13 protein-coding genes are annotated in these 16,783 nt (G+C 43.8%); 8 read left to right on the top strand and 5 right to left on the bottom strand.

Annotated features, from left to right (window positions below; translation table 11 throughout):
* Nucleotides 1-33: 33 nt before the first annotated feature.
* Entirely contained in the window at nucleotides 34-207 is a 174-nt protein-coding gene (locus R7093_RS07590; RefSeq protein ID WP_005373524.1) for a hypothetical protein, read from the bottom strand.
* A gap of 261 nt (nucleotides 208-468) precedes the next feature.
* On the opposite strand from R7093_RS07590, the gene R7093_RS07585 reads away from it, so the two are divergent.
* Nucleotides 469-1,332, top strand: coding sequence for a DUF6279 family lipoprotein (locus tag R7093_RS07585; RefSeq protein ID WP_047101217.1), 864 nt, complete (start codon nucleotides 469-471; stop codon nucleotides 1,330-1,332).
* A 170-nt stretch (nucleotides 1,333-1,502) separates the two neighbouring features.
* Complete coding sequence (pepT, locus tag R7093_RS07580; protein ID WP_047101219.1) at nucleotides 1,503-2,732, top strand: peptidase T; 1,230 nt, start codon at nucleotides 1,503-1,505, stop codon at nucleotides 2,730-2,732.
* Nucleotides 2,733-2,814: 82 nt separating this feature from the next.
* Here the strand turns inward: pepT and R7093_RS07575 are convergent, their stop codons facing one another.
* Nucleotides 2,815-3,279, bottom strand: a complete 465-nt coding sequence (locus R7093_RS07575) for a dCMP deaminase family protein (protein ID WP_005373515.1) — start codon at nucleotides 3,277-3,279, stop codon at nucleotides 2,815-2,817.
* A gap of 419 nt (nucleotides 3,280-3,698) precedes the next feature.
* On the opposite strand from R7093_RS07575, the gene vmeY reads away from it, so the two are divergent.
* Nucleotides 3,699-4,826: a multidrug efflux RND transporter periplasmic adaptor subunit VmeY gene (gene vmeY / locus R7093_RS07570; RefSeq protein WP_017635193.1), complete on the top strand. Its 1,128-nt coding sequence runs from the start codon at nucleotides 3,699-3,701 to the stop codon at nucleotides 4,824-4,826.
* An 8-nt stretch (nucleotides 4,827-4,834) separates the two neighbouring features.
* Complete coding sequence (gene vmeZ, locus R7093_RS07565) at nucleotides 4,835-7,987, top strand: multidrug efflux RND transporter permease subunit VmeZ (RefSeq protein WP_017635194.1); 3,153 nt, start codon at nucleotides 4,835-4,837, stop codon at nucleotides 7,985-7,987.
* A gap of 89 nt (nucleotides 7,988-8,076) precedes the next feature.
* Here vmeZ and R7093_RS07560 read toward each other — a convergent pair whose 3' ends face one another.
* Together R7093_RS07560 and arfB are read right to left on the bottom strand one after the other, a co-directional pair.
* Complete coding sequence (locus R7093_RS07560) at nucleotides 8,077-9,846, bottom strand: methyl-accepting chemotaxis protein (RefSeq protein WP_047101221.1); 1,770 nt, start codon at nucleotides 9,844-9,846, stop codon at nucleotides 8,077-8,079.
* 100 nt (nucleotides 9,847-9,946) lie between these two features.
* On the bottom strand, nucleotides 9,947-10,360 hold the full coding sequence (gene arfB / locus R7093_RS07555; RefSeq protein ID WP_017635196.1) for an alternative ribosome rescue aminoacyl-tRNA hydrolase ArfB: 414 nt from the start codon (nucleotides 10,358-10,360) through the stop codon (nucleotides 9,947-9,949).
* Nucleotides 10,361-10,436: 76 nt separating this feature from the next.
* Between arfB and R7093_RS07550 the strand changes: the two genes are divergently transcribed.
* Entirely contained in the window at nucleotides 10,437-11,039 is a 603-nt protein-coding gene (locus R7093_RS07550; RefSeq protein WP_017819896.1) for a beta-phosphoglucomutase family hydrolase, read from the top strand.
* An 88-nt stretch (nucleotides 11,040-11,127) separates the two neighbouring features.
* Here the strand turns inward: R7093_RS07550 and R7093_RS07545 are convergent, their stop codons facing one another.
* Nucleotides 11,128-12,120, bottom strand: coding sequence for an OmpA family protein (locus R7093_RS07545; protein ID WP_047101223.1), 993 nt, complete (start codon nucleotides 12,118-12,120; stop codon nucleotides 11,128-11,130).
* 459 nt (nucleotides 12,121-12,579) lie between these two features.
* Here R7093_RS07545 and aroG point away from each other — a divergent pair, with 459 nt between their 5' ends.
* The 3 genes from aroG (at nucleotide 12,580) to R7093_RS07530 (ending at nucleotide 16,736) form a co-directional block, all read left to right on the top strand.
* Nucleotides 12,580-13,632, top strand: a complete 1,053-nt coding sequence (aroG, locus tag R7093_RS07540) for a 3-deoxy-7-phosphoheptulonate synthase AroG (protein ID WP_017635200.1) — start codon at nucleotides 12,580-12,582, stop codon at nucleotides 13,630-13,632.
* Nucleotides 13,633-13,791: 159 nt separating this feature from the next.
* The gene (locus tag R7093_RS07535; protein WP_411913249.1) at nucleotides 13,792-14,964 is read left to right on the top strand and encodes an MFS transporter; all 1,173 of its coding nucleotides are present in this window, start codon (nucleotides 13,792-13,794) and stop codon (nucleotides 14,962-14,964) included.
* Nucleotides 14,965-15,173: 209 nt separating this feature from the next.
* Nucleotides 15,174-16,736, top strand: a complete 1,563-nt coding sequence (locus tag R7093_RS07530; RefSeq protein ID WP_176311460.1) for a methyl-accepting chemotaxis protein — start codon at nucleotides 15,174-15,176, stop codon at nucleotides 16,734-16,736.
* The last annotated feature ends 47 nt before the right edge of the window (nucleotides 16,737-16,783 follow it).

Raw genomic sequence — 16,783 nt, 5'->3', positions numbered from 1 at the left:
ACGAATAAAAAAACCGCCTGTTAGGCGGTTTTTTTACTTGTCTGGGCGAATAGAGTACAAGTCACTGTTGTGCTTACCACACTCCAAATAGTACTGATAAGCCACTTTTTTGCTTTCAGCAATGACTCTCATGCAGTGCATTTTCCCCTGTTCAAAATATCGAATCTCATATTCTACACTGGTATCAAGTTGCTCAGCGGCTGCCATACTTCGCCTCCATAAACCATCCAAAAAACATCCATGCAAATTATATGCCGTTATAGGGAGCGTCGTCCGGTACGTTTTTTAGCCGATAATTGCGCTCTAACTCACTTTTTTGCGGATAGCTGTGTTCAAAAAGTTAATTTCAAACTCTATATATTATTAAGGTGGCAATCAATATTTGTCACACTGGTGTAAGTTTGCCGCAATACTAAGTGATACAGGTTGAGTATAGAACTTAATCAACAGAAAAGGGAATACGAATAAGTGACTAAATTAAAGGGTGTATCTAATAAGGCGCTTCGTTATGGTCTTCTATTTTGCTTCGTATTTCTGCTTGCCGGTTGTGCGAAAAAGTTTTTATACAGCAATATCGATTGGTTCGTGCTCGATTACTTAGAGGACTATGTCTCGTTGCAAGGGGAACAAGAAGTCCTGGTGGAAGAGCGCTTATTATTGTTGGCAGACTGGCACAAGAAAGAGGAGTTACCATTATATATCGAACATTTAAAAGACCTTGAGAGATTAAAAGCGAGCGATATCACCTTAAATTACTTACAACAAAATCGAGATAGAATGCGAGCGCATTACGATAGAGTGGTAAGCAAAGCAGCACCAGATCTTTTTGCGTTAAGTTTGCAATTAACGAAAGAGCAAGAACGCGAGTTTTTGAGTAATGTACAAGAACATTATCAAGAGCGAAACGCAAAATATGCCGATAAGACAGAAGACGAAGTGCGTGAAATTATTCTGGATAACACTGAAGAGTGGATGGAAGAATGGCTAGGGAATCTATCAGGAAATCAGCGTCAATTAGCTCAAAGATTTTCTCAGCAAGTTATTTTAAACAGCCCTTTATGGAGAGATTATCGAGCCACGGTATATCAAGAGCTCGAATACTTGTTCGACAACAAATCTAATGTTGTGACTTATCAAGATATATTTATGCGACTCTTGTTCGAGCCAGAGAGTTATTATAGTGAGCAGCTTTCTCTGAATATTGATTCTAACTTTGCATTGGTTGATCAACTGACATTAGATGTTTCTCGTTCGATGACCGATAAGCAATGGCGTCATTTTCGTGAAAAGGTTAAAGAGTGGCGAGTACTGGCTGAGGAACTTTTAGATTAAATTCATACTTCAATGAGCGAAAGCAAAGCGCAAAAGCCTTTCTTATCAAAAAATGATTCAAAGCAAATTCTTATTGAGCTAAGAGCGTAACATAGCGTGAGGTTTGATGAGGCAACGTCAGCTTATCAATGCGTGATAATGCCTCATCGTACAAAACAATGAGAATAAATATGAAACATTTAGTTGAAAGATTTCTTCGATACGTCACGTTTGATACCCAATCCAATCCACATGTGACGCTTTGCCCAAGTTCACCTGGTCAGCTTGTGTTTGCTGAGTTACTTAAAAAAGAGATGATCGAGCTTGGTTTAAGTGACGTGACTTTGGATAAAAATGGCTACTTGATGGCTAAACTGCCAGCCAATGTTGATTGTGAGGTTCCTCCTATCGGCTTCATTGCCCATATGGATACCGCGCCGGATGCATTTGGCAAAAACGTAAAGCCGCAATTCATCGAAGATTACCAGGGTGGCGATATTGCATTAGGGTTGGGGGATGAAGTGTTATCTCCCGTGCAATACCCAGATTTACATCACCTACATGGCCACAATCTTATTACTACCGATGGCACTACATTACTTGGCGCGGATAACAAAGCCGGTATCGCAGAGATTCTTTCCGCGGTAGCTCTGCTACTGGAAAACCCAGACATTCCACACGGCGACATTTGTATCGGCTTTACTCCGGATGAAGAAATCGGTCGTGGTGCAGATTTGTTTGATGTTAAAAAATTTGGCGCGAAATGGGCATACACTATAGATGGTGGCCCGCAAGGTGAATTGGAATACGAAAACTTTAATGCAGCAAACGCTGATGTAATTTTTCATGGTGTTAGCGTTCATCCAGGTACTGCAAAAGGCAAAATGGTCAATGCGATGAACTTGGCTGCGAAATTTCAAGTTCAAATGCCCCAAGATCAAACTCCGGAAACAACCGAAGGTTACGAAGGGTTCTTCCATCTAAAATCGGCAGAAATGGGCGTTGCACGAAGCGAGCTAGGTTACATTATTAGAGACTTTGACCGTCAAAGACTTGAGGATCGAAAAGCCTTTATGCAGAAACTCGTCGATGAAATGAACACGGGTTTACGCCATGGTTCTGTAGAGCTAAAAATAAAAGACAGCTATTACAATATGAGAGAAATGGTTGAGCCTTACCCTCATATCATTGAGCTGGCAAAGCAAGCGATGGAAGCGTGTGATGTGGAACCGATTATAAAACCTATTCGTGGTGGTACAGATGGTGCTCGTTTATCTTTTATGGGTTTGCCGTGCCCGAATATCTTCACCGGTGGTTTTAACTTCCACGGAATTCATGAGTTTATTTCTGTTGAAATGATGGAAAAATCAGTACTCGTTATTGTCAAAATTGCTGAGCTCACAGCGAAAAAACACAGTTAAAAGACTACGTCGAGACCTCTTGCAGATTTAATAACAAAATAGCCCAGATCTTCCTGGGCTATTTAAATATTAAGATGGAATACTAGCGCACGTCTTTGTCTTCAATTTCAATGTCTTCTAGTGGTAACCAGTCGACTTTCACACCCGCTTGATCGAACATATCTTGACTGACTTGGATTTTATCTCCCCAGCGAGATAAAAAGTCTTCAGACTGCTCAGGGCAGTGTACGTGTGAGATCCCTGTTTGAATGATCTTTGCCGCGCAGTTAGGGCAAGGAAAATGCGTTACCCAAATATCGCATCCGTCTAAGTCACGTTTTGAGAACAAAATTGCGTTCTCTTCCGCGTGCAGTGTTTTAAGGTATTTCAACTCGCGCTCATCGGTGTCGACACTGTCAGAAACACCATGCGGATAGCCATTAAATCCAACAGATACAATGCGATTCTGTTTAGTAATAACGGCACCGACTTGTGTTGATGGGTCCTTACTCCAAGACGCCACTAGTTCTGCCATCTGGTAAAAGCGTTTCGCCCATTTAGAAATCATAGTCATCCTCTCTGTCGAAGGCGTTGAATTAATTGAATGATAACCCATTTATATTAAAAAAATAGTCAAAATCGGGGTCTTGAGTATGAAGGCGTCACTTTTTACCTTTTTAGCCACAAAACGTTCTTATCTTGAGCACTGAATCTCACTTTACGCCCGAATACAATACTCCCGTTAGTGTTTCCAAGCACACGCTAAAATTCGCGATCTCCTAAGGCGTATATTAAATAGTTATGATTGAGTTGTATGTATATTGCTCATTGAATACCACTGTTAACTAAATTACTTTATTTTCCTTTTGTTTCTCATGTTTACATTTAGAAACACCTTGGGCGCTTTTCAGTGAAGTTTTCAGTGGCAGCAAGGAGTAAGGTTGATAGGAATTCAACAATATCCTGTTCTATAAAGACGGTAAATACATGCAAAAGAAACCACTTGTCGCACTAATGGCGGCTACAGCAATCCTCGCTGGATGCGGGGAAGCTAATAATGCCCAAACGAAAGGTCAAGCGCCTCTCGTAGTGACTCAGGATGTCACGGTTATCGACTACCAACCGAGCAAGTCTTATATCGGTCGCATTGAAGCAGTAGAAGATACCAATATTACCGCGCAGATTTCTGGCTACTTAAAAGCTCGTCACTTTGAAGAGGGGCAAATGGTAGAAAAAGGGCAGCTCCTTTACTCTATCGAGCCATCTTCTTTTGAAGCCCAAGTCGCGAGTGCTAAAGCCGCACTTGCACAAGCTAAAGCGGCGCTAAAAAAAGCCGAATTAGATCATACTCGAGGTAAAAACTTGTTGCCTCGCGGTAGTATCTCTCAATCTGAGTTTGATGCTTTAACTGCGGCACTTCTTGGTGCGAGAGCAGAGCTAGAAGCGGCAAATGCTCAACTTAAACTTGCTGAAGTTAACCTTTCCTATACTCAAATCCGAGCACCTTTTAGCGGACGTATTAGTGATACCAAAGTTAGTACGGGTGATCTGGTTTCTCCGTCATCTGGCGTGCTGACAACTCTGGTGAGTTTAGATCCAGTTCATACCTCATTTAGTGTGAGTGAGCGTGAGCGTTTAGCTATGGGTATGGATCAAGTAAAAGGTGATGGCTCGGCTGAATCAAACCGCGTTGAAGTTCAGCTTGAACTGGAAAATGGACAGTTTTTTGAGCATCTTGGTAAGCTTGATTTCTTAGGTAATCGTATTGACACCAAAACGGGTACGATTGCTATGCGCGCGCTAGTGCCAAACCCAGAGCAGAAGTTACTTCCGGGTCAACACATCAAAGTGAACTTGAGAGATAAGAACACGAAAGACGTTATTGTTATCCCACGACGTGCCGTACAGACTGACTTAGAAGGTGACTTTGTGATGGTGATGGCTGAGGGAAGTGTGGCAGAGCGTCGTAACGTCGAACTTGGCCCTCAGGTTGAACAAGGCATTATCATTCGAGAAGGGCTCGATCAGGAAGATACGGTTATTACACAAGGCCTACAACGTGTGCGTAATGGTGTAGAAGTGCGCCTTCAAGCACCTGCTGAAGATAAGCAGTAGGGGGCACTATGTTAAGTCGTTTCTTTATTCAGAGACCTAAATTCGCGCTGGTTATTTCGATCATATTAACGCTAGCCGGCGCGATCTCACTGGCGATTTTGCCAGTGGCTGAGTATCCACAGATAAGCCCGCCATCAGTAAGCGTTTCGGCTTACTACACTGGCGCGAGTGCGGAAGTTGTCGAGCAGGCCATTGCGGACCCCATAGAGACCTCAGTCAACGGCGTTGAGGATATGATATACATGTCTTCAAAGAGCGCGAACGATGGCTCTTACAGCCTAAACGTCACGTTCGATGTTGGCACCGATCCAGATATGGCGCAAGTTAACGTGCAAAACCGCGTGTCACAGATTGAGTCAAAACTGCCTCAAGAAGTTCGCATGGTTGGTGTGACGGTGAAAAAGCGTTCACCTGACCTGCTGATGGTACTTAACTTCTATTCACCTGATGGCAAATACGATGATCAGTTCTTGATTAACTACATTAACTTGAATGTAAAAGATCAGTTGGCTCGTGCGAAAGGTATCAGTGAAGTTAACGTGATTGGTGGTGGCGAATACGCAATGCGTGTTTGGTTAGATCCTGAAAAAATGGCCAACCTTAAGCTAACCACGTCAGACGTATACGCCGCTTTGGCTGAACAGAACGTTCAAGTTGCGGCAGGGCGTGTAGGTGCAGCACCATACAACAACCCGCAAGAAGTTCAGTTTAACCTTGTGACCAAAGGTCGCTTGGAAAGCGTGAGTGAGTTTGAGAACGTAGTCCTTCGAGCTAATCCCAATGGCTCTACGGTTTATCTGAAAGATGTTGCTCGCGTTGAACTAGGCAAAAAGTTCTACGATGGTAACGGTAAGTTCCGTGGCCAGGACGCGTCAATCGTTGCGTTGTCTCTTCAATCGGATGCGAATGCGTTAGAAAGTGGTCAGGCCGTCATGGAGCTCCTTGAGGGCTTGAGCAAAAACTTCCCAGAGGGAATGGAATACGAGACCAGCTACGATACAACCGTGTTCGTATCTGAATCGATCAAAGGGGTAGTAAAAACACTGATTGAAGCGATTCTATTGGTGATTGCTGTAACTTACTTGTTCTTGGGTAGTGCGCGTGCAACGTTGATTCCTGTTGTCGCGATCCCCGTTTCTCTGATTGGTACGTTTGCCATCATGCAGGCAACGGGCTTCACCATTAATACGGTTACTTTGTTTGGCTTGATCCTTGCGATTGGTATCGTGGTGGATGATGCGATTCTGGTTATCGAAAACGTCGATACTACCATGGCGAAAGACCCAACTATTTCACCGCGTAAAGCGACGTTGCTAGCGATGAAAGAAGTAACGGGCCCAATCATCACGTCGACCTTGGTCCTACTTGCGGTATTCATACCTGTTGCCATGCTGCCAGGTATCACCGGTATCATGTATCGCCAGTTCGCTTTGACCATCTGTATTTCGGTTGTGATTTCATCCATCAATGCATTGACGCTGTCTCCAGCACTTTGTTCCCTGGTATTGAAGCAGGGTGGGGGCAATACCGCTAACTGGTTCCAGGCTTTCAACCGAGGCTTAGAGCGCATTACTACGCGTTATGGCCAGATCGCTGGTTTCTTGGTGAAGAAGTCTTTACTGCTCGTGACGTTCTTTATAGTTGCTATCGCAGCGGTCACTTTCTTTGCGAAAACCACCTCTACAGCGTTTGTTCCTCAAGAAGATAAAGGCATTTTGCTGGTTAACGTACAGCTACCAGATTCAGCCTCTTTATCACGTACTGAAGAAGTCACCAATGATTTAATGAAAATGATCGGTGAAGAACCTGGTGTGGATGGTGTGACGGTTGCGAACGGTTACTCGTTTATGACAGGCGCAGCAGCATCAAACGGTGCTTCTGTATTTATCAAATTGCATGACTGGGATACTCGTAACTCGCTGCAAGGAGAGCACTCTGCTAATGCTATCGCGGCACGTATTAACGGGCGAGCGGCGACAGAGTTACCTCAAGCGGTTGTTTTTGCGATGGGACCACCGGCGGTTCCAGGTATGGGCGCTGCGTCTGGTTTTGAGTTTGTGCTTGAAGACACGCTAGGGCGAAGTCGTACCGACTTGTCGATGGTCATGGGAGAAATGATCCAAGCGGCTAACCAAGCGCCTGAAATTGCCTACACGTTTAGCACGTTCCGCGCGAATGTTCCGCACTACTACGTTGATATCGATCGTGAGAAAGCGCAGCAATTAGGTATTTCGCTGTCGTCTATTTTCCAAACCTTGCAAGGCAACTTAGGTTCGCTTTATGTGAATGACTTCACCATGTTTGGTAAGAACTTCCGCGTAACCATGCAAGCTGATAGCCAGCACCGTAGCAGCATGGAAGATCTAGAGCGTTTCCATGTTCGTTCTTCGAACGGTGATATGGTCCCGTTAAGTACGCTAGTGAGCTACGAGCAAGTGTTTGAGCCTGATGTGGCGTGGCGTTACAACATGTACCGCAGTGCTATCATTCAAGGCCAACCAGCTCCGGGTTACTCTAGTGGTGATGCGATTGCAGCAATGGAACGCGTTGCTGCTGAAGTTCTTCCGCAAGGGTACACGTATGAATGGACAGGTATGGCTTATCAGGAAGTGCTCGCGGGTAACCAAGCCATTTATGCGTTTGCGCTGGCTTTGATCTTCATTTACTTGTTTATGGTGGCTCAGTATGAGAGTTGGAGTATTCCACTGGCTATTATTTTGGTGGTCCCAGTAGCAACGTTAGGTTCCTTCCTTGCGTTGAATCTAACTGGCACGCCGCTTAACTTGTATGCCCAAATTGGTCTTGTCTTGCTCATAGCCTTGGCGGCGAAAAACGCAATTTTGATTGTGGAGTTCGCCAAGCAAGAGCGAGAAGAAAAAGATGCTGATATCGATAGTGCAGCGGTTAAAGGAGGCACTTTACGTTTCCGCGCTGTGAATATGACATCTTGGTCATTTATTTTGGGTATCTTCCCGCTTATCTTTGCCGCTGGCGCGGGGCACGTGAGTCAAAACTCACTCGGCGTGTCGCTGATTGGTGGTCTATTGTGTGTGCTTCTAGCAGGTACATTCTTGATCCCAGGCTTCTACGCTCTGGTGCAAAGACAGCGTGAGAAAGTTCATGGTGGCAACACCAAGCTGGTTCCTCTTGATGATGAATAATCACATCCGAAGTGCGCAGTAAGCACGAAGTGACAATTGAAAAAAGCCCGAAGCAATGATTGCCTCGGGCTTTCTATTTTGAAAAAGGGTTATTTTAGCGCAGTTTTGAATTGTGCAACGGCTTCATCCATATCATGAGCTTGAGCAGAGACAGAGTTCACTTCATGCAAGCATTCCTGAGCGGATTGCATGTTATTCTCAGATATTGCGTTTAGCTCGGTGATTGAACCGCTAACTTGGTTCATAACGATACCTTGTTCTTCAATTGCTGAAGCTATGCGCTCCGAATTACCTTGAATTGAATGCATGTCAGTGATGATCTGCTGTAGGCTAGAATCCAGTTTTTCAGAAGCATTAAGTGTTTGTTGCCCTTGAGCGTTACATTGATCAATATCAGCAACAACTGTAGACATTTGAGTTTGAATATCTGCAACGACCCGCGTGATTTCCTCTGTGGATTGATGAGTTCGGCTAGCTAGGGCGCGTACTTCATCGGCAACAACTGCAAACCCGCGGCCTTGTTCGCCTGCTCGCGCGGCTTCAATTGCTGCGTTGAGAGCTAGTAGGTTGGTTTGCTCTGCAATTTCTTGGATGATGTTCACGGCACCACCAATTTTATCTACATGCTGATTCAGCGAGCCAATCGACTGCTGGCTGTTTGATAAAATCGTGGTTAGTTGACCGATGTTGGTTACCGTCGCCTCAACAACTCCTCGACCTTGTTCGGCATTATTCGCTGCCTGATGTACGCCTTCTACCGCAACTGATGTGCTTTCAGAGATTTCACCTATTGTGGCAACCATTTGCTGAACTGCCGTCGCCATTGATGCAGTGTGGTCAGTTTGAGTGTGGAATTGCTCCATAACGCCTTCTAACTCACGATGCATATTATCGGTACTTGCAGTGAGTTGCGCCGATTTTTCTTGGGTACTGCTAATTAGATGCTCAAGCTTATCCAATAGGTCATTGAGGTGATGACTGATATCAAATAGCTCGTCTTGACCTTTCAAATCAGATCGAAGTCCCATGTTGTTCGTTTCGCTGATACTTCGAATGGTGCCAAGTAAGCTATTCACTCGCGTATTGATTGAACGTGAAATTTGCCAAATCAATGCGAAAATAACGACTAAGATCAGAGCTGTAATGACCTGCTTGATGGTCGACATTTGTTCATCACGTTGTGCGGCAGCAGAGCTAAGGGCTGTGGAAAAGGTTTCAAATTGCTCTTCTACGGCATGAGATAATGCGCGAGTTTCACCGAGTAGGCCTTTGTCATAAGCAACCCCAACAACTTGCTTTTGGGCCGCCAATTGCTTACCTGTTTTGATAAGCTCCGGAGCATATTGCCCCTCAAGCAAGTCACTATTGAATAGTCCTGCTTTTACCGCAGAGTCAAAACGGACTAATGCCAATAACTGCTGGTGGTCTGAACGTTGTTTTGCTTCTAATAGTGCTTGTTCGTAACCAGCGAGAAGCCCACTCTTTGAATCAAGCCCGTATCGTTGGTAAGCGCTGACCAGATTCTGAAAGCCCCTTTGGTATGCGAGCAAGTCTTGCTTAAATTGTTGACTGGAAGGTAATTCATTACTCTTGAGTATGTTCGCAAGCTCTTTTTCTGTGTCTATAAACTTGTCAACATTGGCGTCAAACTTATTTAGATATTTGTCATTACTACGTAGTAGGAAATCTTTTTCATTTCTGCGTAAGTTTAGTAAGCGTATTTCTAGATCACCAACGAGTTTGATGGCGTGATTAAGGTCATTGCTCTTATTTTCAAAATGGGATGACGTACCCAAAAGGGCCACGATGCCTAAAATGGCGATAACTCCGAGGAAGTAGAGTTTTTGCCTAATAGTCATATTGTTGTTTCCTGAATAAGTAACTAAAAAGAGAAATCCAATGAGATTTCCAAGGGCTAGCAAACGTTGTTCAACTAACATGTCGAGAAAACGACATTCACTAATACAGCACTTTTTTACGTTGCTGTTTTTTCGCTCCGTGCTTGTTTTTTGTATCAAGTCGTCGGCGTTGAGAAGCGCGGGTTGGTTTCGTTTTAATACGCTTCTTCTCCTGTAAAGCGGCAGCTTTTATTAATGCTTGAAGCCGATTTAGGGCGTCTTCCTTATTTTGTTCTTGTGTCCGAAATTGTTGCGCTTTGATGATGATCACGCCATCTTTACTTATACGACTATCAGAAAGTGCAAGTAATCGCTCTTTGTAAAAGTCAGGTAAGCTTGAATGCCGGATATCAAAGCGCAGGTGTATAGCGGACGCTACCTTGTTAACGTTCTGGCCACCATTTCCTTGAGCTCTAATTGGGGATAATTGAATTTCCCACTCTTGAATTGTGACGGAGTTCGAAATTTTGAGCATGATAAGTAAATGCCGGTAAGGACGATTGAAAGAGCTGATAAATTAACATTACAGATGCACAAATAGAAGAAAAGACATGAGCACGATTGATTTTAGACCCTATGAGGGATTCATATTTGATATGGATGGTACTCTAATCGATACCATGCCAGCCCACTTGGCAGCTTGGCAAGCAACTGCTGAGCGTTTTGATTTTCCGTTTTGCCAGGAATGGTTTCACAGTTTGGGAGGGATGCCGAGCTTTAAAATTGTTGAGGAACTAAATCGTGTGCATGAGCTTTCGTTAGATCCTAAAACTGTCGCGACATTTAAAATGGAAACATTCGCTGCTATGGAGCTTCATGGTGACGTTATTCCTTGCACGAACATCGTGTTAGAGGAATATTTAGGCCATAAGAAAATTGCAGTCGGGACTGGCAGTCAACGAGAAAGTGCCATGCGCTTATTAAGTCATGCAGGTTTATTAGACAAGTTGGATGTTGTAGTAACCGCGAGTGATGTAGAGAACCATAAACCCTTTCCAGATACCTTTTTGGTGGCCGCGGAACAACTCGACTTGGAGGCGTCACAGTGTCTTGTGTTCGAGGATACTGAGTTGGGGAAGCGAGCGGCGCATGCAGCTGGTATGGATTGCGTTATGGTGCAAGATAATGAGTTGATCTTTTTCCCAAAACCATAGTGGCAATATCCCTTAATATGAGATCAAAATGGGGTGCAAATGCACCCCATTAATTTTTACCACATCATCGATCATGAATCATAGATGCTTATTCTGGTTGAACTAGCTCTTGGTATTCAAATGAAGGTACCACAACTTCTACGCGACGGTTTTTCTCACGACCTTCGCGAGTGCTGTTGTCAGCAACTGGGTTTTCTTCACCCATACCTTTAACTGTCAAACGATCTGAACCAATGCCAGCTGCGGTTAGGTAATCAGCAACAGATTGAGCACGACGCTCAGACAGTTTTTGGTTGTATGCCGCAGGGCCTGAGCTATCCGTGTAACCAGTAATCTCTACTTGAGCTTGAGGATATTCGTTCAAGAATGAAACAAAGTTGTCCAGACGTTCAGAAACGGACTCTGTTAACTTAGCACTATCGAATTCAAACGTACCTGTACCGTACTCTTCTTTGTGCACCTTGCTCATCATCACTGGTTCTGGATCTGGCTCGATCACTTCTTCCGTTACAACTGCTGCAACAACTGGAGCTGCTGCGAATTTGTAGTTAACACCGATACCAAAGAAGTTAGCATCCATGTCGTCCCACACGTCGTCAGACATGTCTTGGTAACGTTGGTATTCAGCGCGAACACTCCAGTTTCTATCGATCGAGTATTCAGCACCCAAAGAACCTGTTGGGACAAAGTCTGTTTCGTCATCAGACATCATGTAAGCACCACCGATCTTAGCAAACAGATTCCAAGAGTCGTTTAAGTGCCAGTTGAATTTAGGTGCAAGTGTTAAAGCCGTTAGATTGCCGTCAATCGTATTAATCGTATTAGCCCCTGACATCGAGTTAGCTTTGTAGTCGCCTAAGAAGTCTACGCCGTACTCTAGCCCGATGATATCGGTAAAGTCATAACCGATATGTAGTCCTGCACCGAACGCTTCATCATCACAAGGGCTATTTAGATAGCAAGCGTCGTCAAGTGTAGTCATGCCCACTTTGCCCCCGATGTACATTTCAGCTTGAGCAGAGTTTAAAAGCGCGCTACTACCAGCTACCACTGCTGCTACTGCAATTGCTACTTTGTTCATAATGTTTCCTTGTATTGATTGCATATTAACTTCTACTTCGTTTTATCAAAAAATTAGAAAAAACCAGCGTTTATAAGAAATTAGTTTAATATTCTAATCATTTCATATCAAGCAACAATATATTTGAACTTGATCAACATTTACTACCCAAAAATACCTCACAAACTTCTGATATTTCTTACATTGTAGTAAAGATTTTTTGGTGCATAAGAAAATTGATGATTATTTTGAACTTTTTTTCGTAAACTTTAATTTACATTGTGCGCGGTGGTTAACAGGTGGTTTTTATTTGCATTTATTTGCAAAAACTGATTGCAAGTCTACGCCTAAGCCGATAAGTTACTTAAACGCTAGACAGAAAATGACCACAGCCCTTGATGCTGCTCGCTTTGTGAACAATATTGCAATGAGTTCAGTTGGTAAAAATGGGGTCGGAAATAAAACCAGGAAGTAGAAGTAATGTTTCAAACTGATGATGTAAGAATAAATAGAGTAAAAGAGTTATTGCCACCTGTTGCAGTATTAGAGAAGTTCCCAGCGACTGAAACCGCTTCTTCGACCACTTTTGATTGCCGTAACGCCATTCACAATATTCTTGAAGGAAAAGACGATCGATTACTCGTGATCGTTGGCCCGTGTTCTATTCACGATCCGGCTGCCGCGGTTGAGTACGGCAAAAAGCTAAAAGTACTACGTGATGAACTGGGCGAGCAGCTTGAGGTTGTTATGCGAGTTTATTTTGAAAAGCCGCGTACGACCGTTGGTTGGAAAGGCCTTATCAATGACCCTTACTTAAATGACACCTATAAGCTAAATGATGGTCTACGTATCGGACGTAAACTTCTTCTTGATCTAACCGATATGGGCTTGCCAACGGCAAGTGAATTCTTAGATATGATCACACCTCAGTACGTGGCGGATTTGATCAGTTGGGGCGCTATCGGTGCTCGTACGACAGAATCTCAGGTTCACCGCGAGCTAGCTTCTGGTCTTTCTTGTCCTGTAGGTTTCAAAAACGGTACAGACGGGAATATTAAAATAGCGAGCGACGCGATTCGTTCTGCAAGCGCTTCCCATCACTTCCTTTCAGTAACAAAATACGGTCATTCCGCGATCGTAGAAACCGCTGGTAATCCAGACTGCCATATTATTCTACGTGGCGGTAAAGAACCAAACTACAGTGCAGCACATGTAGCTCAAATTAAAGATGAGCTGGACACCGCAGGTCTGCCGAAAAAAGTGATGATTGATTTTAGCCATGCTAACAGCTCGAAGCAGTTCAAGCGTCAAATGCTGGTGTCTGATGATGTATCCGAACAAATCTCTGCTGGCGAAGAAGCCATTTTTGGTGTGATGATCGAGTCTCATTTAGTTGAAGGTCGCCAAGACTTAGTGGATGGCAAAGCAGCCACTTATGGTCAGTCGATTACTGATGCATGTATTGGTTGGGAAGATACGGAAACGGTACTTCGTCAGCTTTCTGATGCAGTAAAAGCGCGCCGCAACAAGTAAGCTCAACAGAAAAACTTTTTAAAAGCGAAAAGTGAATAGTGAAGAGCCAGAGGTACTATGCCTCTGGCTCTTTTTGTTGAGAATTACTCTCATATCTTTCTATTGTTTCTGCTTTCCTATATGTTATCTGTATACGCTGTAACCAAAAGGAATTTGGAATTGAATCGTAATGTATGGCTTCTATCCCTCTGCCAAGCCTTATTAATGACAGGGAATATTTTACTCATATCTGTTATTGCCCTTATTGGCAAAACACTTGCGCCGTCATCAAGTTTTATCACATTACCAGTTGCACTGCAGTTTTTGGGACTGATGGCCGCGACAATTCCTGCGTCGCTAATTATGGGCAAGTTAGGGCGTCGCCTTGGTTTTAGCCTTGGTAATGTCATTGGCATTTTGGGTGCTAGTCTAGCGACGTATGCATTAAGTCAACAAAACTTCTATCTGTTCTGCATGTCTACGTTTTTGCTTGGTGTTGGTATAGGTTTCGGTACTCTATACAGGTTTGCTGCCATTGAAGTGTGTGAAGAGTCGGCAAGGCATAGGGCGATTTCGATATCTATGGCGGGTGGGGTGTTAGCGGCGATCCTTGGGCCTAATCTGGCCGTGTACTCGCAGCAGTGGTCAGATGATGGCTTATACATTAGTGCATTTGCTGTGCTTGTCGTGCTTTATATAACCGCGTTGGTTGTGCTACAAACCATTCGTTTTCCACCTGCACACACGCAGGCGCTACACGCTAAGGCGGATAAGCTGAGACTGATTATTCGTCGACCTAATTTCATGCTGGCAGTTATCGCGGCAATGGTTGCGTACGCGGTGATGAACATTTTAATGACAGCAACTCCTTTAGCGATGATTGGTTGTGGCTTTGATTTTGATAAAGCGGCGGGAGTGATCGAATGGCACGTGTTGGGTATGTTTGCACTTGCGTTTGTCACGGGCCGTCTGATAGAGCGGTTTGGCGCTAAGAATATGATTTTGGCGGGTGGGTTGCTATTTGTTGCTTGTATTGGAATTAATATACATGGAGTGTCTATATGGCATTTTAGTCTTGCTTTAATCCTGTTAGGAATAGGGTGGAACTTTATGTTTATCGCAGCAACCGGGCTGTTTAGTCAAAGCTATGAAGCGAAAAACAGAAGCAAGGCTCAAGCGTTTAATGAATTCTTCGTGTTCAGTTGTGTCACCATCACCGCATTACTATCTGGTTGGCTTGAGTCTACCGTAGGTTGGCAGAATCTTAATCTGTATGTTCTTCCATTTGTGTTACTCGTTATCGCGATGTTTGCGTTAAAAACGAATAAAAAGCCAGAATCACAAACCGCTTAATTAAGTCTTAATATATAACCCGGCCTATCGTGTCGGGTTTGTTTATTAGCTCAAATCAACAATCTCCTCTTTATGTTTTTATCGATAATGTGAATTCCCACAATAAAAATGTCGATTTGATAAGACTTTTTATCTAACTTTTTGTAATAAAAATAAAAATCCTGTATATATCTTGCCGAAAATCAATAAAAACTAAAGAAGTTTCGTCTATGTCAGCCAATATTTCTCATAAAGCTCAAGAAACTCTCGTGAGGGAGTCTGAGGAACTCGTCTCAACAACGAACTTACAAGGTGTTATTACATATTGTAATGAAGCCTTTTGCCGCGTTGCTGAATACACTCACGAAGAACTTGTCGGTCAGAACCATAATATAGTTCGTCATAAAGATATGCCTAAAGCCGCTTTCGGTGATATGTGGGCACGCCTTAAACAAGGTAAAGCCTGGCGTGGAATGGTTAAGAATGCCACTAAGTCTGGCGGTTACTATTGGGTTGATGCTTATGTCACCCCTATCTACGAAGACAACCATGTTGTTGGGTATCAATCAGTGCGCGTGAAACCAAAGCGAGAGTGGGTTGATATTGCGACAAAAGCCTACAAAAGCATGCGTGCTGCAGAGAAGTCTGGCCGAACTTGGTCGTTGAAAATCAATGAAACCATTCGCTATGCGATTCTACTTGGTGCACTAACCGCACCTGCAACCGCATATGCGTTGTCTGTTGAAGGGCCGTTGGCTTGGCTTGCAAGTGCGTTACCTGCAAGTGTTCTGGCTCTGTTATTCCGCCAAGAGTTAATTGATACACCTCAGCAACTTAAAAAGTTACAAAAGCAATATGACAGCGTAAGTCGCTTGATCTATTCCGGTAACACGGCATTTTCGATTGCCGATTTCCATATCAAAATGCTATCCGCAAGAATTCGAACCGTGTTAGGAAGAATGACTGACTCCGCATTGCCTTTGCAGCATTGCGCCGAAGAGCTCAGTCAAACAACGGCAGAAGTCTCGGCTGCATTAAATCAGCAAAATACCGATATTCATCGTGTGCGAGATGCTACCCAAGAGGTGGAGTCGTCGGCAAATTCGGTTTCTTCGAGTACCAATGATGCCCATATGTTGATTGATGATACATTGAAGTCATGCTTGATGGCGAAGGAGACCATTGATCAAACGCACACCAATCTAGCGCAATTAAGCCTTCAAGCTGAAAAAGCGACGGAAACGACGTATCAACTGAGTGATCAGGCGCAGAAGGTGAACCATTTGATGGAAGAGATTGGTGGGATCGCAGAGCAAACCAATTTACTGGCACTTAACGCGGCGATTGAAGCAGCAAGGGCAGGGGAGCAAGGTCGTGGTTTTGCTGTTGTAGCTGATGAGGTCCGCGCGCTTTCTGGGCGTACATCCAATGCAACTGAACAAATCCAAGCCTCTATCTCCACTATGTTGGCAACGATTCAAAGTTGGCAGAAAGATATTCTGGCAAACAAAGAGCAAACCGATGCCTGTTCTCAAGTAGCAGAACAAAGTGCGTTGCGTTTGTCTGAAGTTGAACAGATGATGCAAACCATGAGTGGGCTGATGGTTGATGTAGCAGAAGCGGCGAATAACCAGTTAAAGCTATCTAGTGATGTAAACCAGCACATTCATTCTATCGCTTCGACCGCAGAACAAAACTTGGCAGCAACACATTCAGTTGAACAAAACAGCCGACAGTTGAAAGACCAAGTACAAGATTTCTATCAGCTCGCACTTCGATTTGAAGACAAATAGTCCTAACGAAAGTTGTGATGTTTATGTCCTGGCTGCGTTTATACGAA

It is taken from the genome of Vibrio sp. 1580 (assembly GCF_033340055.1).
Note: the sequence above shows the minus strand (reverse complement) of the source record. Positions and strands in the feature narration are given on the sequence as shown.

Bases quoted from the DNA above. Each gene is read 5' to 3' on its own strand.
- aroG (WP_017635200.1), top strand. From the start codon at position 12,580: ATGTTTCAAACTGATGATGTAAGAATAAATAGAGTAAAAGAGTTATTG.
- R7093_RS07545 (WP_047101223.1), bottom strand. From the start codon at position 12,120: ATGAACAAAGTAGCAATTGCAGTAGCAGCAGTGGTAGCTGGTAGTAGC.
- arfB (WP_017635196.1), bottom strand. From the start codon at position 10,360: ATGCTCAAAATTTCGAACTCCGTCACAATTCAAGAGTGGGAAATTCAA.
- vmeY (WP_017635193.1), top strand. From the start codon at position 3,699: ATGCAAAAGAAACCACTTGTCGCACTAATGGCGGCTACAGCAATCCTC.
- R7093_RS07560 (WP_047101221.1), bottom strand. From the start codon at position 9,846: ATGACTATTAGGCAAAAACTCTACTTCCTCGGAGTTATCGCCATTTTA.
- R7093_RS07550 (WP_017819896.1), top strand. From the start codon at position 10,437: ATGAGCACGATTGATTTTAGACCCTATGAGGGATTCATATTTGATATG.
- vmeZ (WP_017635194.1), top strand. From the start codon at position 4,835: ATGTTAAGTCGTTTCTTTATTCAGAGACCTAAATTCGCGCTGGTTATT.
- R7093_RS07530 (WP_176311460.1), top strand. From the start codon at position 15,174: ATGTCAGCCAATATTTCTCATAAAGCTCAAGAAACTCTCGTGAGGGAG.
- R7093_RS07590 (WP_005373524.1), bottom strand. From the start codon at position 207: ATGGCAGCCGCTGAGCAACTTGATACCAGTGTAGAATATGAGATTCGA.
- pepT (WP_047101219.1), top strand. From the start codon at position 1,503: ATGAAACATTTAGTTGAAAGATTTCTTCGATACGTCACGTTTGATACC.
- R7093_RS07575 (WP_005373515.1), bottom strand. From the start codon at position 3,279: ATGATTTCTAAATGGGCGAAACGCTTTTACCAGATGGCAGAACTAGTG.